Here is a 20,890-nt window from a genome sequence, read left to right on the forward strand (position 1 = left end):
CGGGCGACGTTACCCGCGGATGACATTTTCGCCCTCACCTTCGGGCAGCGCCGCCCCGGCAAAGGCTGCCATCATGAGCACCAGCTCGTCGCGTGCCTGCGCGCCGCCCCGGCCAGTGCGCATCGCATCGTCGATAAAGTCCGCCAGAAAGGTCTGCGGCCCGCAATAGGCCAAGGACCAATGCCCGAAATGGCGCGACCGCGCGCGGTCGTCGCTCAACACGCGAAGATTCTGATGGCGTCCGTCCGCATGAAGTTTCGCCAGCAGGGCCTCGAGCGCTGCGTCCGGACCTTCGAGAAACTGGACAAAATGCCGTTCGGTAACCATAAGGGCGCCCGTGATCTGCCGGGCGAAATTATTACGCCGCGACACCGCGACGATCGTCGCCAGTTCCCGCGCAGCAGTATGGTGCGGCAGCAGCGTGTCGCTGATGTAGAGCAAAGCGCGAAGATCGGTCGGGGCAGGCAGCACGCGCACGGAACGAATGAACCGCTTCAAAAGTTTCCTGAGCAACAGGAGGAAATGGTGTCGGACGCGATATCCACCAAAGGATTCTGGACGTCGCTCGCGGCAAAAAACGGCTTGTCCCAAGACGATCTGGAAGCGCTGCTGTCCTTGCCTGTCAGGCGCCGCAATCTCGGTGCCGGCGCCTCGGTCGCGCGCAACAACTCGCCCGCCAAAAGCTGCAGCTTCCTGCTGTCCGGCTTTGCCTATGCGAGCAAATTGCTGCGCGACGGAGCCCGGCAGATCGTTTCGGTCCATGTTCCGGGCGATTTCGTGACCCTGAGCGGTGTCTTCGAGGCGCCAATCGTCGACGAGATCCGTATGCTCACGCCGGGTACCGTCGCCAGCGTTGCCGCGGGCGCGCTGCACCACGTGCTGGCATCGCACCCCGCGATCCAGACCGCCTTGTGGCGGCAGACCGCGATCGACGCATCGATTTTCAGCGAGTGGCTGGCGGCCATCGGCCGCAGGGACGCACAAAGCCGGGTTGCCCACCTGTTATGTGAATTTGCGGTGCGGCTCCGCGCCGTCGGGCTCACGAACGGCAAAGCGTTCGACCTGCCGATGACCCAGGCGCAGCTCGCCGATGCGACAGGGCTGACTGCGGTGCATGTCAACCGGGTGCTCAACGCTTTGCGCCAGACGGGGCTGGTCGCCACCGACAAGCGGACCATTGCGATCAACGACTGGCCCGGCCTCGTGGCGCTCGCGGATTTCGATTCCGCTTATCTTGGCATGGATTGACGACCATCTGAGGCTGGCGGGGATCCATGCCTCATACCAATTGCAATCGGGTGCAATCCAGACGCATTTACATTGCGGCGCGCGCCACCTCGCGCACCGCGCCTGCCAGTTCCGCCACCCGGAACGGCTTGGAAAGGCGCGCGACATTAGCACCGGTCCCGGCGATGTCGGCAAAACCCGTGATCATCAGGATCGGGATGCTCGAGCGAACCTTGCGCGCCGCGGCGGCAAGCTCGAGGCCGTTCATTGCCGGCATGAGATAATCGGTAATGATCAGGTCGAAGGGCCGGGCGCGAAACAGGTGCAAGGCCGTTTCTCCCGATCCGGCCTGGACAACCTCATGCCCCATGTCTTCCAATATCGCCGCTGTACTCGACCGCGCCGGTTCCTCGTCATCGACCAGCAGGACCGTCAATGAGGGCGTGACGGCGATCGCGCGATCAATTTGCGGCGGGGGCGACAGCGCCGCGGCGGCGGCGGCCGGAAGCCAGATCTCGGCGGTCGTGCCGGCGCCTGCTTCGCTCATGAGACGCAGGCGGCCGCCCGATTGCGCGGCGAGGCCATGCACCATCGACAATCCAAGCCCGGTCCCGCGACCGACCCCTTTCGTCGAATAAAAGGGTTCCACCGCACGCGCCAGCGTCTGCGCATCCATTCCTCCGCCGCTGTCGCTGACCGCGATGCGCACATATTGCCCGGCGGCGAGTTCAGCATCCTTGTCGACCGCGACCGCATCGACGGCGATCTGCAGGCGCCCACCTTTCGCCATGGCATCCCGGGCGTTGATCGCCAGGTTGAGCAGCGCCAACTCGAGCTGATGGGGATCGACCATCGCCGCCGGGAGTTGGTCCGCAGCCTTGACCTCGAGCGCGATCGTCGGTCCGACAGAACGCTGGATGAGATCTGCCATGCCGCCGATCAACGCCGCGACATCGACGGGCAGGGTTTCGAGATTCTGGCGCCGGGCAAAAGCCAGCAGCCGCGCCACGAGGGTGCGGGCGCGCTCGGACGCCTGGAGGGCGCCGTCGACCAGTTTCAGCAGCCGCTCCTCGGAAATCTTCTGCCGGATCAGATCGAGACTGCCGACGATCGGGGTGAGCAGATTGTTGAAGTCATGCGCGACCCCGCCCGTCAGCTGACCCAGCGTCTCCAGCTTCTGCGCCTCATGCAACTGCGCCATTGCATCGGCATATTCGCGGGTCCGCTCGGCGACCCGCTGTTCAAGTTCGGCGGCGAAATTGCGCAAGGTTTCCTCCGCCGTCTTGCGCGCGGTGATGTCCTGGCTGACGCCGGTCAAGCCAAGCACGCCGCCAGCGGCATCGAACTGCGGACGACCGCGAACCTGCACCCAGTGAAGCGATGCATCGGGCCACCTGCAGCGATATTCGACATCATAATCGGCCCCGGTCGCGAGCGAGCGACGAATTTCGCTCTTCATCAGCTCCCGGTCGTCGGGATGCACGCAGGCTATTAGATCGTCATAGGTAAAATCGTCTTCGGCGCGCAGGCCATATTGGGCCTTGCAATCCTTCGAGGCGTCGAGCCGCATGGCCGCGAGATCAAACGACCAGGCGCCGAGTTTGCCCGCCGCGAGCGCGACGCGCAGCTGCTGCGCGCCCTCGCGAATTTCTTCAAGGCGGGTGCGCGCATCATATTGGCGGCGGCGTCCGCGCAGCGCTGCCTTGGCGGCGCTGATCAGTGACGTGGGATGAAAGGGCCGCTCGAGAAAGGTGACATTGCCGAGCAGCTCGAGATAACGCCCGGCGGCCGGGTTGCGCTCAATGCTTCCGCCGCGCTCGGTCAGCAAAATGAAGGGAAAATCCGACCATTCGCCCTGCGCCTGAAGAAATCCGGCGATCCCGCGCAGATCGGCGCCGGCCAGCGCGTCGTCGGTGACCAGCGCAAAGGCAGCGCCGGCATGAAGCTCCTTCACCAGCTGTGGCAGGGCCAAGGCAGTCACGCTATCGATCGCCGCCTCGCGCAAGATCGCCCCGGCTATGTCCGCGTCGCGTCCGCGCGGTGCCAGGATGATGGCGCGCTCGGAAAGGGTGGCATTCATCAAGCAGACGGATCCATCTGCATGTCGGGCGCGCCGCTGGTGATGAACTCGGGAACCCCGCGCAAGACCCCCTGGAAGCCGGTAAGCGGTTCGCCAAGGGTGATGCCCTGCGCACCAATCCGATATTCGCGGATCGTATATTCATGCGCGCCAGTGCGCTTTTTCATCACCGAAATTGCGCGGCGAACGCGCCCGGCCGCTTCGAAATAGCGCAGGAGCACGACGGTGTCGGCGAGATAGGTTACGTCGACCGGCGACTTCATGTCGCCGACCAGCCCGTGCTGCGCGACGGTGAGAAAGGTGACCACGCCCTGACGGTTCAGATATTGGAGCAGTTCATGCATGTGGAGAATGAGGGCGGTTTCTTCGGGCATCGCAGCCTGGAACCCGTTCAAACTGTCGATGACTACGGTCTTGGCGTCATATTCTTCGACGCAGTGACGCACGCGCTGCGAAAATTCGCCGGGGGACATTTCGGCGGCATCGACCTGCTCGATGATGAGGCCGCCGCTGTCGACCATCGCCTGAATGTCGATCCCCAGGCCTTTTGCACGGGCGAACAGCAGACCGAGTTCCTCATCAAAGACGAACATCGCCGCTTTGCCGCCGCGGCGGATCGTGCTCGCGACAAAACTGAGCGCAAACAGCGATTTGCCGGTTCCGGATGGGCCGAGGATCAGCGCACTCGATCCGGTCTGGAAGCCGCCGCCGAGCAAAGCATTGAGTTCCTCGCTGTCGGTGGGCGCCGGCTTGCGTTCGAAGTCGGTCTTGTGCTCAAGCGATACGAGGCGCGGGAAGACGCGAACCCCGCCCGTTTCGATCACGAAATCATGATAGCCGCCGCGAAACTTCTGGCCGCGATATTTGAGCACCCGCAAGCGTCGGCGTTCGGCGCCATAGTCGGGCGACATCTCCTGCAGGCGGATGACGCCATGGGCAACGCTGTGCACCGTTTTGTCAGCGCTCTCCGACGTCAGGTCGTCGAGCATCAACACCGTCGCGTCGCGGTGGGCAAAATAATGTTTGAGCGACAGTATCTGCCGCCGATAGCGCAGCGAGCCCTGCGCCGGCAGCCGGATCTCCGACAGGCTGTCGAGCACCACCCGGTCGGGTTTGACCTCCTCATAGACTTGCAGGATGCGCTTGGTGGTTTCGCCCAGTTCGAGGTCGGAGGAGTAGAGCAAGCTTTGCTGCTGCTCGTCGTTTAGCAGGGCTTCGGGCGGGACCAGCTCAAAGATATGAAAATTGGTGGGCAGATCCCAGCCGTGCGACCTGGCCGTCTCGCGCAATTCGTCTTCGGTCTCCGATAGCGTGATATACAGGCAGCGCTCGCCCGCCTCCGCGCCGGCGAGCAGAAACTGGGTGGCGATTGTCGTCTTGCCAGTCCCGGGGTCGCCTTCCATGAGGAAAATGCGGCCGCGGGTGAAGCCTCCTGCGGTGATATCGTCGAGGCCCTCAACGCCGGTGAGCGCCTTCGCGGCGCGCCCTGCGCCAATTCCGGCCTGATCCGCTGCTTTTTTCACGCCAAATGTCTCCCACAGTCGCACTGCGACAACAGATGGATCGAGCAGGCGACGCTAGGTTGAGCCCGCGCGCCGGTCGGCCATTTACTGGGTCAAGAATGATTGACCGGCGCTTCGGGTTCCCGGGCAGTGCGTTCCAGCAGCGGGGCAAGGCCCGACCGCAAATCTTCAAGATTGAAAGGTTTAGCCAGCACGGGCCGCCCGCGCCAGGCGGGCCCCGCCTCTCCGACAAAGCCGCCCGTGGCGACGAGAAACGGAATTGCACGATCGGCCAGGGCCATTGCGATGGCATCGGCCATCTCGCCATTGGCCAGATGCACATCGACCACGGCGACGTCGATCCCGCCCAGCGCGATACGTTCAAGCGCGGCGCCGACGCGATCGACAATCGCGGCGGTTTGATGGCCGAGTATGTCCACAAATTCTTCGAGCAGCAGGGCGATGAACGCATCGTCTTCCACGATCAGAACCTGCTTGCTCATTTTTTCGTCTCTCCTGTGCGTGGGCCGAAAACCTGGGCCCGACGCGATTGCCGCACGTTCAAGCGAAAGCGCCGGCGCCGCGAGTGCCATCGCGCGGTCGGCGATCGTCCGATCTACCCGGTCTGCCTCCATGCGCCTGCGACGGCAGTTGCCGCCGCCTCTTTGCGTCTCCAACATGTTTGTCGAAAAAGCTTCGAGGGCGCATTCAGTTCCCCGGCCGAGCCACATAGGCACGCATTTTTTCGACCAGACACCGCTGTTCGGCAATCTTGTCGCGCAGCGCATGCCGCGCGTGCGGCGCCGGGCTCGTTGTCTCGACCGCGATGGCGGCGAGCGCTTGATGGTCCAGGTGATGCAGATGCCGCAGCTCAGCTTCGGCGTCGCTCAGAAATTGTTCGAACAGGTTCGATCCACCTTCGCTTGCTGGCGATGGTCGCTGCGAGCTGCGGGGCCCCATCGGGGCAGGCCGGTTCGGATCAGGCATCGGCCATGGCGTGCGCGTTCTGAACAATCGTCTTTTCAAGCCCGGGCTTGAGGATGATCTTGGTGTAATCATCCTGATCGTCGTGCCAATGCCGGTACATCGCCGCGGCGTCTTCGAGCGGCGCGTGATGCGACACCAGCGAGGTCATGTCGAACTTGCCATCGCGGATCATGTCGAGCAGCTCGCCGGTATAGCGCTGCACATGGGTCTGTCCGCTTTTGACGGTGAGACCTTTTTCCATCAGCTGACCGAGCGGAAATTTGTCGGCAAAGCCGCCATAGACGCCCGGTATCGAAACTCGGCCACCCTTGCGGCAGGCAAGGATCGCCTGGCGCAGGGCGTGCGGTCGGTCGGTGACACTGTAGAACTGGGCTTTGACCTGGTCGAGGATATTGTCGAGTGTGAAGCCGTGGCTTTCCATGCCAACGCAATCGATGCAGGCGTCGGGGCCGATGCCGCCGGTCATCTCGTCGAGCGCTTCGCGAACATTGACCTGCCGATAGTCCAGAATCTCGGCACCGAGCGATTTGGCGAGCGCGAGGCGCGCGGGGAAATGGTCGATCGCGATGACTCGGTCGGCGCCGAGCAGCCTTGCCGACTGGATCGTGAACAGCCCCACAGGCCCGCAGCCCCAGATCGCAACTGTGTCGCCGGGTTCGATGTCGGCGTTGATCGCAGCCTGCCAGCCTGTCGGCAGAATGTCGGATAGAAAGAGGACGTCCTCGTCGGCGAGATCGTCGGGAATGATGACCGGGCCGATATCCGAATACGGCACACGGACATATTCGGCCTGACCACCGGCATAGCCGCCGGTCAGGTGGGCATAACCGAATGCCGAACCCATCGCATGACCCATGAGAAGTTCGGAGGCATCCCGCGTTTCGGCGGGGTTGGCGTTGTCACAGGCGCTAAATTGCTGTTTTTCGCAAAAGAAGCACTGCCCGCAGCTGATCGTGAACGGTATGACGACGCGCTGGCCCTTCTTCAACGAAGAGCCGGAACCCACGTCCACCACTTCGCCCATGAACTCATGGCCGACGATGTCGCCGGCGCGCATGCCGGGAATATACCCATCATAAAGATGAAGGTCGGAGCCGCAGATTGCCGTTGAAGTCACACGCAAAATGGCGTCGCGGGGGTTGACGATTTCGGGATCGGGGACGGTTTCTACACTGATCTTATGACGTCCCTGCCAAGTGACTGCACGCATGATGGTCTCCTCAAATATGGGGCTGAGTCGGGCGCTCGGACGACCGCGCGGACGGCGACGCGTTGCTCGTAACCTCGCCGGTTTCCATGAGCTGCTTGAAACGATGAAGATCGCGCCGGGCCTGAACCTCGGGCTCGCGCTGGAGCAGCTTGGCACCCCAGCGCCCCAGCGCACCGGCGGGCGGCGCATAGGCGAGGATCAGACTGACATAGGTGCCGCGACCATTTGGCGCGTCGCGAAACCGCACCTCACCGCTATTGGCAATATCGCTCGCATCCTCGCTCTGCCAATAGATCGCTTCGCCGGGAACGACCCGGGTGATCCGGTTGATCAGAACAACATGGCGTCCCGCTGGCGCCCGAACGGTCCAGCGCGACACGTCCTTGGCCTGCGGCTCGATGGCGATGACATTTTCCATGAAAGCGGGGAACCGCTCGACCTGCCAGGCATCGAACAGCTCCTGGCGCGGTCGATTGATCAGCAGGGACTTGCCGAACAGGGCGCGGTCGCTCGGCTTGTCGAGCGTCCAATGCGGCGCGTCGGTCGCTATCATCTCGGAGGTCCGATCCGTCACGCGTCGCTGGCGCCAGCGCATCAGACCGGCACCGATGGCAGCGACCCCCAAAAGCGATGCCGCCACCAGGGCGGCTCGGGAGGCGGGCGCGGGATGTGCAGTTGGCAATCTATAAGACATGATGAATTCCAGACGGGGTGGATGAGGAGGTTGCGGCGTTTGTCGTGACGACAACTTACCGACGCGCGGACCGGTGCGATGTTCCGTCGCTGCTTCGACCTCCGTCGCTGCTATGCGGGGCGAGGCTGCGCCGCAGGCTATTCCGGATGGCGCCGAATTCCTTGCCGCACGGTGCCGGGGACGCGGGGTGCGGGCCAAGGCGATTGCGAAGCGAGCCTTAACGCAGGTTGCTAAATAGCCGCGCTCCGCCAAGCGCGCTGTCCTTGGATCCGCAGCCCGTTTTAAGCCTGCTGCGGCCTGATCGCATGGCCAGCGGCGGACGGCTCGCTTCCGAGCGCCGCCGCTAACCTGTCGCCTTTCGTCTCGCGATAGCCATGCGCCGCCGCCCGATAAGCAAGACGTCCTTCGTCGAGCGATTGTTCGATCGTGATCAGGCTCATGCCATGATCGGCCACCAGCTTGCGAAACGCGCTCGGCTCGGGTGCAGGCGCCCGATAGGTGACGGTCAATATGACGATACGGCGCTGCGCCCGCCCCTTTTTTTTCGGCCAGCGTTCCGTAGAGATCGAAGGCGATAAGCTGCTTCATCGGGCGGTCTCCGGTTTGGGACGAGGATCTGCCGGGCTGACCGCCCACTCCAAAAAAGTCTCGTGAAGAATTGGTTCCCACAAAGCGGCGGCGCGGGGAACGATCCTTGGCCTCTGCGCTTTGAGCGAGGATGGGGGCCGCAACAAAGCATCAACGGCTGTGCGCAGCGCGGCGCTGCGTATAGCAACGGAGCAATTGGCAATGGCATTTGCGACCGACAAACTCATTTTCGGGCCCGACGACGTCGATCTTTCCCGATCACCGCTGGCCGGCCACTTTGCCGCCGAGACTTATGTGCTGGGTGCCTTCAATCCGGGTCTCGCGAGACTGCCCAATGGCAATCTGCTGATGATGGTTCGCGTTGCCGAAGCGCTGGTGCAGCCGATCGACGACGGTCATGTCCGGTGCATACGCTGGTCGGACGGTCGTTTCAGTCTCGACGCCTGGCCGCTTGCGCTCTGCGATACCGCCGACCCTCGCAAGTTTCTCGTCCGCGGCGGCGCCTGGCGCGTGATGGCGCTGACATCGCTCTCATGGTTGTTGCCCGTCGAGCTCGCGCCGGACGGGCTTGAGGTGATCGCGGTTCACTACGACCGCGCGATCGCGCCGCATGCCGATTTCCAATGCTATGGCATCGAGGATGCCCGGATCAGCCGGGTTGGCGAGCGCTGGCTGATGACGAGCTGCTCGGTCAGCCCGGAGCGTCACTCGACCACACTCTACAGTTCACTCGATGGTCTCGACTGGCGCTTCGAGGATATTGTCCTCGATCATCAGAACAAGGATATGCTGATTTTCGAGGGACAGATCGACGGGCAATATTGGGCCCAGACACGGCCGCTCGGCGATCTGTATTTCGCATATCCCCCCGATTCCCCCTGGCGGGCGGGGCCGTCGATCAACCTCGCCACCTCGCCCGATGCCCTGCACTGGAAACCGCACCGCCGGCCGGGTATTCGTCCGCACGCCGACACGCTTGCCACCGCGCGGATCGGTGGCGGGACGCCCCCGATCCTCACCGACGCGGGCTGGCTTACGCTCTGGCACGGGGTCGAGCCGAAGGAGATCGTCGGCATCTATCGCACCTACTGGTCGCTGCTCGCCGCCGACGACCCGGCGCGGGTACTGCGCACTGATCATGCGCCGCTGCTCGAGGCCAACCCCGTGCTCACGAGGCCGCTCGAAGACAAGATCTATGTCCGCGATATCGTGTTCAGCACGGGCATTGCCGACGGCGGCGACCATTTCATTATAGCATCGGGCGAAGCCGACCTCGCCTGCCGGATTACCCATATTCCCAAAGCGCGTTTTGGCCTCTGAGCGATCAACCGGTCACGGAAATTGCTCCAGGTTAAGGCATTCGCGCGCAACCGCGGCGGGCCGCGTGCCGTTGCTGCGACACGGGCAGGGCTGAACAAGGAGTGCGACATGACCAGCAGAACCGATCGCGACGCGACCCATATTCTCGCTACGGACCACCGCGAGGTCGAGCGGCTGTTCGACACGTTCGAAAAAGCGCGCGACAGCGACAAAAAGCAGGCAATTGCCGAGCAAATTTGCACGGAACTCAAGATCCATGCGCAGATTGAAGAAGAAATATTCTACCCCGCGCTTCGCGGCAAGATCGACGAGGATCTGCTCAACGAGGCTTATGTCGAGCATGACGGGGCGAAAACGCTGATCAACGAAATCATGGCCGGCGGATCCGACGACGCCTTCTATGACGCCAAGGTCACCGTGCTCAAGGAACAGATCGAGCATCATGTCGAGGAAGAGGAAAAGATGCGCGGCAATATGTTCCAGCAGGCGCGCGCAGCAGATATCGATCTCGAAGCGCTCGGCGACGCGATGCTGGCGCGAAAACAGGAACTCAAAACGCTTGCCGAGAGCGAAGGGCTGCCACCGGCCCAGCCCGTAACCATGTGACAATCATGGTCACCCCGTACCGACGCGATATCGACAATTGCGCCCACGAACTGGCGGCGGCCCTCGCGGGCAGCGAATTGCGCATTGTGACGGCTGAAAGCTGCACCGGCGGCCTGCTCGCCGCTCGGCTGGCCGGGGAACCGCGTCTCGGTCCGCATCTGGACCGCGGTTATATCGTCTATTCGCCGCGTTCGAAGATTGAGGTCCTAGGCGCTCACCCCGCCGAGGTGGCCTGTTCGGACGCGGTGAACATGGCCGTGACCTTGAGCCTTGCGCGCGGGGCGCTCGCACGGAGCGGAGCCGATATTGCCACAGCTGTCACCGGATTTTGCGGCCCGCAACAAGCGCAGGAAGAGGTGGGCCTGGTTCATATCGCCTGCGTTCCGGAGGCGTCTCCGCCCGAGACGGCGACCTACCATTTCGGCGATATTGGCCGCGAGCATGTGCTCGAGCGCGCGACGGCGGCGGCACTCGCGCTGACGACGCGCGTGGTGCGGCGGCGCCGCGCTAGCAAGCCGCCGGCCGGCATTCCGGTGTCGCGGTGCGATGCCCCGGGGCCGCTAGTCCCGCCCCCGCAGCCGTCATAGGTTCCTCAAGATAATTGGCGTCGAAGGCGGCCATGCGGACGAGGCGCGAAAAATCGACAATACGCAGGCGGCGGCGGCACAGTTCGATCACCCCGGAATTGCGAAGTTCGCGCAGCGTCCGGCACGCATGCACGGAAGTCATGCCAGTGAAGTCGGCGATGTCCTGCTGCGAGAGCGGGAAATCGCAGGACGTTTCCCGCGTCTTGCCACGCCGTTCAAGCCGCAAATAAAGCTCGCAGAGAAAATGCGCGATCCGCTCGGCAGCCGACTTGCACCCGATCGTGACAAGCCATTCGGCCTGCCAGCGCATCTCGGCAAGCGCCTCGCGCGCGAGAGCGAACCCGAGCGCGGCGTCGTTGCGCAGGCGCGCATCGAGGCGCGTGCGGTCGATGCGGACGGCGCGCAGCGGGGTCAGCGTCATCACCGACTGATCAGCGGCGCCGGCGACGAGCCAGGACAGATCGCAAATGTCCCCCGGTGCGTAAAAGCGGGAAATATGGCGGCGACCGTCGCGGAGCAGCTTGAAGCGTGCGGACCAGCCATCCTCGATATACCAGACCGCCGTAGGCAACTCTCCGCGTCGGATCAGCGGCTGCCGCGCCCGAAAACGGAGCGGTTGCGTTTCGGATTTCAGGGGTTCGATCAGATGAAGAACGGATGATACGTTGGACATGGGCGCTCCTGGCCCCCCGCTCCTCCGGAACATGCCACCGCATCCACCCTCGTTCCTTAACGCATGTTGGCCAACGCGCATTTTGTCATCGGGATCGGGCAGCTCGCCGTTTTTCGGCACGAAGTCTGGCAATTAATCTCGCTCAACAATTTCGTCGCCGCCAATCCTTTTTCTGAAGCGTTACCAGTAACGAATAAGTGCGATGGCTGGATAAGTGCGATGGCTGGATGAAGCGACGTTGATAGGCGATCCTTGCTCTGCCGATTCTGGAAGCGATCGCGGCCGAGCTTGGCGCCTGAACCGGGGTTACCCCGGCAACGGGCGGTCGTCGAGATTCGGGTCGCCGGCGGGGACCCTGGGCGACCGCTGCCTCGGGCGAAGAGCCCTCACATGGCCAAGAGAGGAGACGACATGAGAGCGCCCGCACGGAGCCAAAGCCAGACTTGCCTGACGCCTGATCTGCTGGCGCTGCGCGACCGGCTGGCGAGCGCAGTCGGCAAGCCCGAGGAAAGCTTTACCGTCGGCGATTTCGACGTCGAGATACGCCGTCTGGGAGCAGCACTGTGGCTGATCGGGCGTCGGCGCGCCCGAGGCGGGTTCGCGCTGCGCATCGCCGATTGGCTCGACGCAGCGCCGCTGCGTCGCCTCGCGCCCGCGACGGGAGAAACAGCCAGTTTTGCGGTGTCGAGCGCACTCGGCGAGCACCTAATTTCGTTCAAGTTCGGCGCCCTCACGCTTGCCTATTTTCGCATCGAGTGGCGCTTCACCCCGGCGGCACCTACCCTCCTGCCGACCGCGCACCGCGATCTCATTGCCCTTGGCGCGCGCGACGATCCCCTGGCAGCGACCGGACAGGTCCATGCCGTCCAGCGCGGCCCGAACACGGGCCTGGTTTATTTTGAAATGGAAGCGCCGGTCGCCGACAGCTTTTTCTACTTGCAGAACCTGACCGCGCTCAATGATTATTTCCGGATCACCGAAACCAGTCCGGCGGAGGTCGTCGGAGGGGTATGGCCCGAACTCGGCCTACGCCTTCCACCCGCCACCACGCACGATACCGAAAGCGCCCGTCCGCTCCCGGCCGGTGAAGCTGTAACCCTGTCGGACGCCATTCTGCTGGTCCGCCCCGAAAGCCCCCGCGATGAGCGCGAACGCGCGCGCCACTTTCTTCAGATGCTGGGCGGTGCCTATCAGTTGCTCGAGCTGCCGCCGACCGAATTTCGCGACTGGATCGCGCGCGCCGAGGCCAGCCTGCGCGACCTCGATCGGGCACCCGAGGCGACCGTTCGCCACTATGGCCACCGCTATCTTCATCCTTATACGGCGGCCGAATATCCCGATTCCATGGTCCAGCTGTCCGTCGTCGAAGCGCTTCACGGCTGGGGCCAATGGACCGGCGCCGCGCACCCGCTCGAGACCGAGTTCAAGGCAGGTCTTTCCCGCTTTTACGATCGCAAGCTTGGCGCGCTGCGCCGCTATCTCCCGAATGTCGGCGCCGACAAGGATGCCGATGCCGTCGACAGCTGGTATCTGTACCACCCGCTTCTCAACCTTGGAAAACTGGCGCTTAGCGGCGACAAAAGGGCTAAAGCGCTATTTGTCAAATCACTGGGCTTTGGCATTCGCGCCGCCCGCCATTTCCGCTATAAATGGCCGATCGAATATAAGATCGACGATTTCTCGGTCATCACCGATACAGCCGATGCCGATGGGCGTGGGCAGACCGATGTCGGCGGCATCTACGCGTGGGTCATGCTCCAGGCATTTGAGCTGACCGACGAGCCTCATTATCTGGACGAAGCGCGCGCCGCGATCGACGCCGCGATCGGGCTCGGTTTCAATATCAATTATCAGGCCAATCTCACCGCGTGGGGTGCAGCAGCCTGCATGCGGCTCTGGCGAATTACCAACCGCGACGTCTATCTGGAACAAAGCTATGTCTACCTGGCGAGCTTTTTCCACCATTGCGAAATCTGGGAAAGCCGTCTCGGCCATGCCGTTCACTATCGCAATTTTCTCGGCGCGACGGCGCTGCAGGACGCCCCCTATATGGCGCTGTACGAATGTTTCGAAAGCTTTGCCGCTTTCGAACATTATCTGGCCGACAGCGGCCCCGACCTTGATCCCGCCGCGCGCATGCTGGTGTCTGAATATTGCAAATATGCGCTCGACCGCGCGTGGTTCTATTATCCCGATGCCTTGCCGAAAGAAGCAATTGCCGACGAGCAGCGCGAGAACAACGGCCACATCGACCGGAGTCTCGCGTTTCCGCTCGAAGATCTTTATCCCGACGGGCAGCCGGCGGGACAGGTCGGCCAGGAAATTTACGGCGCCGGCGCCGCTTTTGTCTTCGCGACCCGCGCCTTCCACCAGGTCGAGGGTGCGCCGTTCCTGCTCTACTGCGACCATTTCGTCCGCGCGATCGAGCGGACCGGGTCGCATACGCTGATGCTGAGCCTTGCTGGCGGCGACACATGCACGGCGCGGCTGAGCTTCGTCCGCAAAAAGCGTCACAAGCTCACTGCCACACGCGTCGCCGCCCCCGATGGGGACATGCTTCGCCCGCACGACATAGGCCGCCACCGGATCGATTACCGCGTTCCCGCCAACGGACGGTTCATCCTACAGTGGGAGTAGCAGCGAGCTGGCTCGAGAATCTTTTGGATGTTCGCGCGCCGCGGATTGAATTCATCCTCAGGTTGCGGTCCGCGCGAAGCTAATGCTCGATCCTGCATGCCGCGGTCGACCGCAAAGCGCTCGCTGCCAGCCGACCATTGGTGCTCGCGCAGCGCGACGATCGGCAAGCCACTTCGTAACCTGTGATAAGTGCGAGGTAAAAAAAGCGCTTCGTGGTTCGCCAGGCAGCAACCTCCCGCGCCGCAGCCGGTTCGTTCACCGGAACTGAGGAGTGAGATATGGCCACGACCACCAAGCTTATCGGAATCATGACGCTGGGCGCATTGTTCTGGTTCAACCGCCGCCCGGGCCAGGCTGAACCTGACAAGGCCGAGGGCCATGCGGCCGCCTTTGCCGATAAGGAAACGGAGGCCGAAGCGTTCGACCAGACGCGCAGCGCAGGTCCGCAGGCCATGCGGGATGGCGCACGGCACGACTGGGACCGGGTCGACGAGGCAAGCGACGAATCTTTTCCGGCCAGCGACCCACCCTCCTACTGAGGAAATGGGCCGATGAGAGAGCAAGCTTTCGACCTATCGCTACGGCAGGACGCCAATGCCCCACGCCCGGCGAGGCAATCGGGAATACGCGCGACCTACACGCTGCGTTACGAGGATGACGCACTCGGAATTGAAAAACGCATCGAGTTTGAGGCGGTCAGCGCCGCCTACGCGCTCGAGATCGCCCGCGCCGAGGCCGAAGGCCGGCGGGCGCTTCTCCTCGAAAACGGTCGGCCGCTTTGCCGACTGGTGAAAGCGCTTGCCGGCGACGCGCCTTACTGGATCGTCGCGGACCGGCCGACATTCGACAACCCAGCCGACCCCAGTGAAGTTGCCAATTCAGCGAGAGGAATGACTTATGGCTCGATCGACGTCCGCCAAAGCCCCGGCCAGCAAGAGCGTGAAGACGCCCCCTGACGCGGCCTTCGATGAACCGCTTGGTGATGGCGGTGAGACGCACCAGCAGACGAGCGACCCGGGGGCGACGCTCACCACGCAGCAGGGCCATCCCGTCGCCGACGATCAGAACAGTCTGCGCGCGGGCCCGCGGGGCCCGACGCTCCTCGAGGATGCCATTCTTCGCGAGAAAATCTTTCATTTCGACCATGAGCGTATTCCCGAACGGGTTGTGCATGCGCGTGGATATGGCGCGCGCGGCGAGTTCAGGCTGACCAAGTCACTTGCGCGCTATACCCGCGCCGACATTCTCACCGACACCAAGCAGCCGACCGAGGTGTTTGTTCGCTTTTCAACCGTTGTCGGCCGCGCAGGGTCGTTTGATCTGGCCCGCGACGTCCGCGGCTTTGCGGTCAAGCTGTATACCCGGCAGGGAAACTGGGATCTGGTCGGCAATAATATCCCGGTGTTCTTTATTCAGGACGCGATCAAATTTCCCGATCTTGTCCACGCCGTAAAGGAAGATCCCGATCGCGCCTTCCCACAGGCCCAGTCGGCACATGACACGTTCTGGGACTTTGCATCGCTCATGCCCGAGAGCTGGCACATGATCATGTGGCTGATGTCGGACCGCGCCATCCCGCGCTCGTTCCGCACGATGGAAGGCTTTGGTGTGCACAGCTTCCGGCTCGTCAACGCCAAAGGCGAGTCGACCTTCGTCAAATTCCACTGGAAGCCGCGGCAAGGTCTGCAATCGGTGCTGTGGAACGAGGCCGTGAAGATCAATGGCGCCGATCCCGATTTCCACCGCCGGGACCTGTGGGACGCGATCGAACGCGGCGATTTTCCGCAATGGGATCTTGGCGTCCAGCTATTCGACGAAGCGACGGCTGCTGCGCTTCCCTTCGATCATCTCGATGCCACCAAGCTCATTCCCGAGGAGCTGGTGCCAATCGAGATTGTCGGCACGCTGACCCTCAATCGCAACGTCGACAATTTCTTTGCCGAGACCGAGCAGGTCGCCTTTTGCACCCAGAATGTGCCGCCGGGCATCGACTTCAGCGACGATCCGCTGCTCCACGGGCGCAATTTCTCCTATCTGGACACGCAGCTCAAGCGCCTCGGCAGCCCCAATTTCACGCAATTGCCCGTGAACGCGCCGCGCTGCCCGGTCATGCATTTCCAGCAGGATGGGCATATGGCGATGGTCAATCCGACAGGCCGCGCCAATTACGAGCCCAACAGCTTCGACGCAGGGACGCCGCGCGAAAATCCCGACGTAGGGTTTCGCAGTTTTGCGGCGCCGGTCGATGGCGTGAAAGCGCGGATCCGCTCCGAAAGTTTCGCCGACCATTATAGCCAGGCGCGGCAATTTTTTGCGAGCCAGTTGCCGATCGAGCAAAAACATCTGGGCGACGCGCTCGTGTTCGAACTGAGCAAATGCGTGCGGCCGGACATTCGCGCCCGCGCGGTCTCGCATCTGCGCAACATTGATGAGACGCTAGCCAAGTCGGTGGCGGACGGTCTCGGACTGACGCTTCCGGAGCCCGCGGTTGCAGCGCAGCCGACGCGCGAGCTGGACCGGTCGCCAGCGCTCAGCATATTGGCGAATGGTCCGAACGGCTTCAAGGGGCGGAAAATGGGCCTGTTGCTCAGCGACGGCGCTCCTGCGCCGCTGGTCGCCGCGCTGACGTCGGCGGTCGAGAAAGCCGGCGCAATCTGGGAGGTGGTGGCGCCGAAGATTGGCGGGGTGCGGCTCGACGACGGCACCATGCTGGCGGCGCAGCAGAAAATAGACGGAGGCCCGTCGGTACTTTTCGATGCCGTCGCGGTGCTGCTCTCGGCCGAGGGGGCGCAGGCGCTTTCGATCGACGCGGCAGCGAAAGATTTCGTGTCCGACGCATTTGCCCACTGCAAATATATTGCCTTTAATGCCGCAGCAGCGCCACTCTTCGATGCGGCGCGCCTTCCGCCCGACCGCGACGAAGCCGTCGTGCCCGTACAAAAGGAAAAGGACGCGGCCGCTTTCGTCAAAGCATGCGGTGCGCTTCGCTTCTGGCCGCGCGAGGCCATGGTCGATTATGACAGCGCCGTGTCCAGATGAGCGGGCCTCCGGGTCAATCGGCGGCTGGCTCTTCGGACCGAATAGGCCGCTGCTGCGCGCGCAGCCAGTTGTGAAGGCGGCTGGCCGCCGTGGCGCCCAGCCGCGACGCTGATCTGTTCGAGACTGCTCAACACATCGCCCGCCGGAAAGAGGCAGGGACGATCGGCTCGGCAAAAACAGTGGCGGCCAGCCCGCCGTTGGTTTCGGATTCCATGCCCAGCCGCGCCCGCGACCGGCCGTTGTCGACGATCCGGACGCGGCGGCGGTAGCGCGAGCTAAAGCGCTGGGGTCAGACCCGCCGGTCCCGCCCCGATCATCGGCATTTCGTCCAAGCGCCACAAGAGCTTAGGCCGGGCTGCGCCCAGCGCAGCACGGCCCACCCAACAGGTCAGCGGCTTGTCAGCGATCCCGGCGATTCATGCCGCCGTCTTGCTGTTCCTGGTCGAAGCGCTGACCTGGCTGCTGCTGCCCGGCCTGCCCGGCCTGCCCGGCATCGCCCCGGCCGGCGCCCTGCCCTTCTTCCTCCGTGCGGCGCCGTTCTTCGTCGCTCTGCTGCTGCTGGCGGCGCTGATTGTCCTCCTGGTCCTGCTGGCCATTGTTGGTCCCGGGCTGATTTTCGAAGCCTCCCTGCTGCTGGTTCTGCGCTCCGCCTCGATCGTTTCCAGCCTGCGGACGATTTTCTTGATTCTGGGTCATAAGCTTATCCTCTTCCAGTCTTCGGCCCGGGAATGGGCTGTCTAAGAGACGTGCCACCCGCCGCCACCGTTCCCCGCTGTCCGATCGCCTTAACCCCGATCAACAACAAGATTGCCCATCGCTCAGGTCCGGAGGCGGCGGACGATTCGGCCACGGTCGCTTACCGCCATGGATAGATTGCTCCGGACTCAAACTGACCCAGGTTAAGGATTTCCGCAGACGCTCTTCACTGCCATCGCGGAACCTCGCCGCGCACTTACCGTTAGTCGCTGCAGAGGGGGCTTGCAGGAGAGGCGGCATGCCTCGCGGTCAAAAGAGCGGCTATACTAACGGGCAGGAACGCGGCGCAATGTTCACCGCGGCCGGATATGGCGCGCGGGGGCACGCGAAGCCGACTCCGCTCATGTCGCGCGGGCAACCGTCTACGAAGCGTCGCGCCGCGGCAAACGACGTACCCTCCGATCGCTCGGCAGTAATCAAGGGCTTGGGGCCGCCGGCTACCTCGCGACACAGCCTGACTGTTATTTCGCCATGTCCCTGCGCCTACGCCCGCATGGAGGGCGCCGGTAGCCGCGCGGGCTGAAGAGAGAGAGAGAGAGAGAAGACGATGCTCGACGAAAAGGATGCGCATACCGAACAGCCCGATCTAAGGGGGCGCCTGGCGGTGGTGACCGGCGGAACAACAGGCATCGGCCGTGCGATCGCCGTGCTTCTTGCCAGCTATGGCGTGAAGCTGTTCGTCTGCGGACGAAACCCCGACCATCTCGCCGACGCGCTAGAGCGGATCAGAGAAGTAGGCGAAGGCGATGGGATCGCCGTCGACCTCTCGCTTGCCGAGGATGTCGACCGTTTTTTCGAGGCTGCGCGCGGGTATCTCGGCGATATCGATCTCGCGGTGATCAACGCGGCCGTTCCGGCCAGCGCCCTTGCTGATGCCGGTGAAAATGAAACGCGGTACCAGCTCGACACCGACCTCACCGCTTATCTCATTTGCGCTCAGGAAGCGGCACGTTGCATGAAAGCCGGTAGCGACATCATCTTTATCGGATCGATGTCGGCCGTGTCAAAAAGCCCCGGCAGTTCGATCTATGTGGCCGCCAAGGCCGGCATCCAGGGATTTGTACCGTCGTTCCGCAAAGAGCTCGCCGATCAGGACATTAAGGTGGGCCTGATCGAGCCGGGCTTTACCGGCGCCGATTTTCAGTATCCCGAGTTTCCGCCCGAGAAGCAGCGCGAACTGATCAACAAGCATCAGATGCTTCGCGCCGAAGATATCGCAGCGGCGGCCCATTTCATGCTCACCCAGCCGCGCCGTACCGCGGTATCGCTGATGCGCGTCGAAACGCGCCTCGAACACCCCTGAGAGGCAGAAAAGGACATTGATATGAAATATATTTCGGCATCCGAGCATCAACTGACCGGGCCCGCCAGACTGGTCGGTGCTGCCGCGGCGGGCTTCCTCGTCGGATTGGCCGCAAACTTCGGCCGCAAGGCGCTGGTGCAAGGCGTTACGGTGGCGCAAGGTGCGTGGGACGAGGGCCTGAAGGCCGAACATCGCCTGACCCTCAAAATTTTCGGCGCGATCGAAGCCACCGACGCGAAGCAGGTCAAGAAGCGCAAGGCGCTCCTGCTTCAGTTGCAGCATGCGTTGGCCAAGCACGCGATCGAGGAAGAAAATGTCATTTACCCCGCGATGCGCGATCATGGCCTTGGTCCCGAAGCCGATCAGCTGGTGCACGATCATGGATATGTGAAACAATATCTTTTTGATCTCGCGGAAATGTCCCCTGCCGATCCGGGCTGGATCATCAAATTGCGCGACTTTCGGCGGGACATTGAAAAGCACATCCGCGCCGAGGAAGAGGAACTTTTTCCGCGCCTGCGCGAAGTCCTTGGGGAGAAGGGCAATGCGCATGTGACGTCGGCGATGAACAAGGCCGGCTTCGCCGCGGCGTGACGCCCGCGCCGGTTGCCGCGAAAGGAGCAGGATGAGCGAACCCATATCCAGAATGACAATGCACAATGTGGGCGGCGCCGACGGCGGTCGGCTCGACATATTTCTGCGCAAGCTACTCGGTCAATGCCGGCTATCGACGATCGATCAACAGCACTTGCTGGCGCTCCCATTCCAGCTTCGCGACCTTCCAGCGCAGGCGAGCATATTGCACGAGGGAGACAGCGCCCGCGTCTGTCCGATCCTGCTCTCGGGATTTGCCTATCGCTACAAAATTGCAGCCGACGGCGGCCGCCAGATCGTCTCGCTGCGCATCCCGGGCGATCCGCTCGATTTCCAGTCGCTGTACCTGCAAACGATCGACCATCATATGCAGGCGCTAACCCCGGTCTCGCTGGCGCTGGTGCCATTGCCCGCGCTCGAGCAGCTCGCGGAGGCGCGGCCATCGATCGCGCGCGCAATCCTCGTCGACATTCTTATCGAGGCCTCGATCGGCCGCGAATGGCAGCTCAATATCGGGCGGCGCCATGCGCTGCCGCGCCTCGCGCATTTTCTCTGCGAATTTGTTTACCGCATGCAGCTCATCTTCGCGCATTCGAGTGACGAGATCGAGGTTCCCATTACGCAGGAACAGCTCGCCGATATTCTCGGTCTGACCCCCGTCCACGTCAATCGCACCTTGAAAACAATCGAACAGGCAGGCGCCGTGGTCCGAAAGGGCCGCCGCCTTTATACCCGCGATGTCGCAGCACTGGCACAACTGGCGGATTTCACGCCGCTCTATTTGCACCGCGACAACGCCAATTAGGACGCCGACCGGCAAGGAGACCTGCAATGCCCCGCTATTTTTTTCATACCAGCGATGGCTCTTGCGACCGTGACGATGTTGGCGTCGAACTGGCCGATCCTGCAGCGGCGCGGCGCGAGGCGATCCGCTATGGCGGGAGCCTGTTGCACGACAATCCCGATATCATCGCGGCAACCAACGGGTTACGGGTCGAAGTCGTGGACGAGCAGGGACAATTTTGCACGGCGGTGCTCATTCATGCCGTCGATGCCGAGCGCGGTACCCGCGACGCCGACTGATCCA

23 protein-coding genes and 1 pseudogene are annotated in these 20,890 nt (G+C 63.0%); 14 read left to right on the top strand and 10 right to left on the bottom strand.

From position 1 onward, the window contains the following. Positions 1–9: 9 nt before the first annotated feature. Together CDQ92_RS21595 and CDQ92_RS21955 are read right to left on the bottom strand one after the other, a co-directional pair. Complete coding sequence (locus CDQ92_RS21595; protein ID WP_237246117.1) at positions 10–222, bottom strand: hypothetical protein; 213 nt, start codon at positions 220–222, stop codon at positions 10–12. A gap of 9 nt (positions 223–231) precedes the next feature. Next, positions 232–477 (bottom strand): annotated as a pseudogene (locus tag CDQ92_RS21955) (BLUF domain-containing protein); the annotation flags it as partial. Positions 478–522: 45 nt separating this feature from the next. Between CDQ92_RS21955 and CDQ92_RS21075 the strand changes: the two are divergent. Next, the gene (locus CDQ92_RS21075) at positions 523–1,248 is read left to right on the top strand and encodes a Crp/Fnr family transcriptional regulator (protein ID WP_158213789.1); all 726 of its coding nucleotides are present in this window, start codon (positions 523–525) and stop codon (positions 1,246–1,248) included. 67 nt (positions 1,249–1,315) lie between these two features. Here the strand turns inward: CDQ92_RS21075 and CDQ92_RS07645 are convergent, their stop codons facing one another. From CDQ92_RS07645 to CDQ92_RS07675, 7 genes are all read right to left on the bottom strand, one after another. Continuing rightward, positions 1,316–3,307, bottom strand: a complete 1,992-nt coding sequence (locus CDQ92_RS07645; RefSeq protein WP_088440820.1) for a response regulator — start codon at positions 3,305–3,307, stop codon at positions 1,316–1,318. Continuing rightward, positions 3,307–4,803 (bottom strand): ATPase domain-containing protein, encoded by a 1,497-nt coding sequence (locus CDQ92_RS07650; RefSeq protein ID WP_229667193.1) that lies wholly within the window; start codon positions 4,801–4,803, stop codon positions 3,307–3,309. Before CDQ92_RS07650 ends, CDQ92_RS07645 begins: the two co-directional genes overlap by 1 nt. A 119-nt stretch (positions 4,804–4,922) precedes the next feature. Further along, positions 4,923–5,489, bottom strand: coding sequence for a response regulator (locus CDQ92_RS07655; protein WP_144035702.1), 567 nt, complete (start codon positions 5,487–5,489; stop codon positions 4,923–4,925). A gap of 28 nt (positions 5,490–5,517) precedes the next feature. Continuing rightward, positions 5,518–5,796 carry a hypothetical protein gene (locus tag CDQ92_RS07660; protein ID WP_144035703.1) on the bottom strand — a complete coding sequence of 93 codons (279 nt, stop codon included), beginning with the start codon at positions 5,794–5,796 and terminating at the stop codon, positions 5,518–5,520. Then, positions 5,789–7,006 (bottom strand): zinc-dependent alcohol dehydrogenase, encoded by a 1,218-nt coding sequence (locus tag CDQ92_RS07665; protein ID WP_088440823.1) that lies wholly within the window; start codon positions 7,004–7,006, stop codon positions 5,789–5,791. The genes CDQ92_RS07660 and CDQ92_RS07665 overlap by 8 nt, the downstream gene beginning before the upstream one ends. A 10-nt stretch (positions 7,007–7,016) precedes the next feature. Beyond that, positions 7,017–7,559 (bottom strand): SRPBCC family protein, encoded by a 543-nt coding sequence (locus CDQ92_RS07670; protein WP_088441461.1) that lies wholly within the window; start codon positions 7,557–7,559, stop codon positions 7,017–7,019. Between the two features lie 422 nt (positions 7,560–7,981). After that, on the bottom strand, positions 7,982–8,209 hold the full coding sequence (locus CDQ92_RS07675; protein WP_088440824.1) for a hypothetical protein: 228 nt from the start codon (positions 8,207–8,209) through the stop codon (positions 7,982–7,984). 280 nt (positions 8,210–8,489) lie between these two features. Between CDQ92_RS07675 and CDQ92_RS07680 the strand changes: the two genes are divergently transcribed. From CDQ92_RS07680 to CDQ92_RS07690, 3 genes are all read left to right on the top strand, one after another. Beyond that, the gene (locus CDQ92_RS07680; RefSeq protein WP_088440825.1) at positions 8,490–9,608 is read left to right on the top strand and encodes a glycoside hydrolase family 130 protein; all 1,119 of its coding nucleotides are present in this window, start codon (positions 8,490–8,492) and stop codon (positions 9,606–9,608) included. Positions 9,609–9,716: 108 nt separating this feature from the next. After that, positions 9,717–10,214, top strand: coding sequence for a hemerythrin domain-containing protein (locus tag CDQ92_RS07685; protein WP_088441462.1), 498 nt, complete (start codon positions 9,717–9,719; stop codon positions 10,212–10,214). A 5-nt stretch (positions 10,215–10,219) separates the two neighbouring features. Continuing rightward, positions 10,220–10,801: a CinA family protein gene (locus CDQ92_RS07690; protein WP_088440826.1), complete on the top strand. Its 582-nt coding sequence runs from the start codon at positions 10,220–10,222 to the stop codon at positions 10,799–10,801. Here the strand turns inward: CDQ92_RS07690 and CDQ92_RS07695 are convergent. Further along, positions 10,722–11,474: a Crp/Fnr family transcriptional regulator gene (locus CDQ92_RS07695; protein WP_158213790.1), complete on the bottom strand. Its 753-nt coding sequence runs from the start codon at positions 11,472–11,474 to the stop codon at positions 10,722–10,724. The two genes, CDQ92_RS07690 and CDQ92_RS07695, sit on opposite strands and share 80 nt — an antisense overlap. Positions 11,475–11,537: 63 nt before the next feature. Between CDQ92_RS07695 and CDQ92_RS21080 the strand changes: the two genes are divergently transcribed. The 10 genes from CDQ92_RS21080 to CDQ92_RS07740 all read left to right on the top strand — a co-directional run bounded on the left by CDQ92_RS21080 (position 11,538) and on the right by CDQ92_RS07740 (position 20,886). Then, a complete protein-coding gene (locus tag CDQ92_RS21080) occupies positions 11,538–11,705 on the top strand; it encodes a hypothetical protein (protein WP_158213791.1) in 168 nt (55 codons plus the stop codon). 180 nt (positions 11,706–11,885) lie between these two features. Beyond that, positions 11,886–14,111, top strand: coding sequence for a hypothetical protein (locus CDQ92_RS07700; protein ID WP_088440828.1), 2,226 nt, complete (start codon positions 11,886–11,888; stop codon positions 14,109–14,111). A 278-nt stretch (positions 14,112–14,389) separates the two neighbouring features. Continuing rightward, complete coding sequence (locus tag CDQ92_RS21600; RefSeq protein ID WP_229667163.1) at positions 14,390–14,650, top strand: hypothetical protein; 261 nt, start codon at positions 14,390–14,392, stop codon at positions 14,648–14,650. Between the two features lie 12 nt (positions 14,651–14,662). Beyond that, the gene (locus CDQ92_RS07710) at positions 14,663–15,067 is read left to right on the top strand and encodes a hypothetical protein (RefSeq protein WP_088440829.1); all 405 of its coding nucleotides are present in this window, start codon (positions 14,663–14,665) and stop codon (positions 15,065–15,067) included. Further along, entirely contained in the window at positions 15,009–17,150 is a 2,142-nt protein-coding gene (locus CDQ92_RS07715; RefSeq protein ID WP_088440830.1) for a catalase, read from the top strand. The genes CDQ92_RS07710 and CDQ92_RS07715 overlap by 59 nt, the downstream gene beginning before the upstream one ends. 396 nt (positions 17,151–17,546) lie before the next feature. Next, positions 17,547–17,891, top strand: coding sequence for a hypothetical protein (locus tag CDQ92_RS07720; RefSeq protein WP_088440831.1), 345 nt, complete (start codon positions 17,547–17,549; stop codon positions 17,889–17,891). Positions 17,892–18,453: 562 nt separating this feature from the next. Next, positions 18,454–19,209 (top strand): SDR family oxidoreductase, encoded by a 756-nt coding sequence (locus tag CDQ92_RS07725; protein WP_088440832.1) that lies wholly within the window; start codon positions 18,454–18,456, stop codon positions 19,207–19,209. Positions 19,210–19,230: 21 nt separating this feature from the next. Beyond that, complete coding sequence (locus CDQ92_RS07730) at positions 19,231–19,803, top strand: hemerythrin domain-containing protein (protein ID WP_088440833.1); 573 nt, start codon at positions 19,231–19,233, stop codon at positions 19,801–19,803. 31 nt (positions 19,804–19,834) lie between these two features. After that, entirely contained in the window at positions 19,835–20,608 is a 774-nt protein-coding gene (locus CDQ92_RS07735) for a Crp/Fnr family transcriptional regulator (RefSeq protein ID WP_088440834.1), read from the top strand. A 26-nt stretch (positions 20,609–20,634) separates the two neighbouring features. Continuing rightward, on the top strand, positions 20,635–20,886 hold the full coding sequence (locus CDQ92_RS07740) for a DUF6894 family protein (protein WP_088440835.1): 252 nt from the start codon (positions 20,635–20,637) through the stop codon (positions 20,884–20,886). Positions 20,887–20,890 lie beyond the last annotated feature (4 nt).

The organism is Sphingopyxis bauzanensis, from assembly GCF_002205675.1.
Classification (GTDB): domain Bacteria; phylum Pseudomonadota; class Alphaproteobacteria; order Sphingomonadales; family Sphingomonadaceae; genus Sphingopyxis; species Sphingopyxis bauzanensis.

Coding starts and splice junctions, on each gene's coding strand:
- CDQ92_RS21075 (WP_158213789.1), top strand. CDS start 523: ATGGTGTCGGACGCGATATCCACCAAAGGATTCTGGACGTCGCTCGCG.
- CDQ92_RS07645 (WP_088440820.1), bottom strand. CDS start 3,307: ATGAATGCCACCCTTTCCGAGCGCGCCATCATCCTGGCACCGCGCGGA.
- CDQ92_RS07655 (WP_144035702.1), bottom strand. CDS start 5,489: ATGTTGGAGACGCAAAGAGGCGGCGGCAACTGCCGTCGCAGGCGCATG.
- CDQ92_RS07660 (WP_144035703.1), bottom strand. CDS start 5,796: ATGCCTGATCCGAACCGGCCTGCCCCGATGGGGCCCCGCAGCTCGCAG.
- CDQ92_RS07665 (WP_088440823.1), bottom strand. CDS start 7,006: ATGCGTGCAGTCACTTGGCAGGGACGTCATAAGATCAGTGTAGAAACC.
- CDQ92_RS07670 (WP_088441461.1), bottom strand. CDS start 7,559: ATGATAGCGACCGACGCGCCGCATTGGACGCTCGACAAGCCGAGCGAC.
- CDQ92_RS07680 (WP_088440825.1), top strand. CDS start 8,490: ATGGCATTTGCGACCGACAAACTCATTTTCGGGCCCGACGACGTCGAT.
- CDQ92_RS07685 (WP_088441462.1), top strand. CDS start 9,717: ATGACCAGCAGAACCGATCGCGACGCGACCCATATTCTCGCTACGGAC.
- CDQ92_RS07690 (WP_088440826.1), top strand. CDS start 10,220: ATGGTCACCCCGTACCGACGCGATATCGACAATTGCGCCCACGAACTG.
- CDQ92_RS07695 (WP_158213790.1), bottom strand. CDS start 11,474: ATGTCCAACGTATCATCCGTTCTTCATCTGATCGAACCCCTGAAATCC.
- CDQ92_RS21080 (WP_158213791.1), top strand. CDS start 11,538: ATGTTGGCCAACGCGCATTTTGTCATCGGGATCGGGCAGCTCGCCGTT.
- CDQ92_RS07700 (WP_088440828.1), top strand. CDS start 11,886: ATGAGAGCGCCCGCACGGAGCCAAAGCCAGACTTGCCTGACGCCTGAT.
- CDQ92_RS21600 (WP_229667163.1), top strand. CDS start 14,390: ATGGCCACGACCACCAAGCTTATCGGAATCATGACGCTGGGCGCATTG.
- CDQ92_RS07710 (WP_088440829.1), top strand. CDS start 14,663: ATGAGAGAGCAAGCTTTCGACCTATCGCTACGGCAGGACGCCAATGCC.
- CDQ92_RS07715 (WP_088440830.1), top strand. CDS start 15,009: ATGGCTCGATCGACGTCCGCCAAAGCCCCGGCCAGCAAGAGCGTGAAG.
- CDQ92_RS07725 (WP_088440832.1), top strand. CDS start 18,454: ATGCTCGACGAAAAGGATGCGCATACCGAACAGCCCGATCTAAGGGGG.
- CDQ92_RS07730 (WP_088440833.1), top strand. CDS start 19,231: ATGAAATATATTTCGGCATCCGAGCATCAACTGACCGGGCCCGCCAGA.
- CDQ92_RS07735 (WP_088440834.1), top strand. CDS start 19,835: ATGAGCGAACCCATATCCAGAATGACAATGCACAATGTGGGCGGCGCC.
- CDQ92_RS07740 (WP_088440835.1), top strand. CDS start 20,635: ATGCCCCGCTATTTTTTTCATACCAGCGATGGCTCTTGCGACCGTGAC.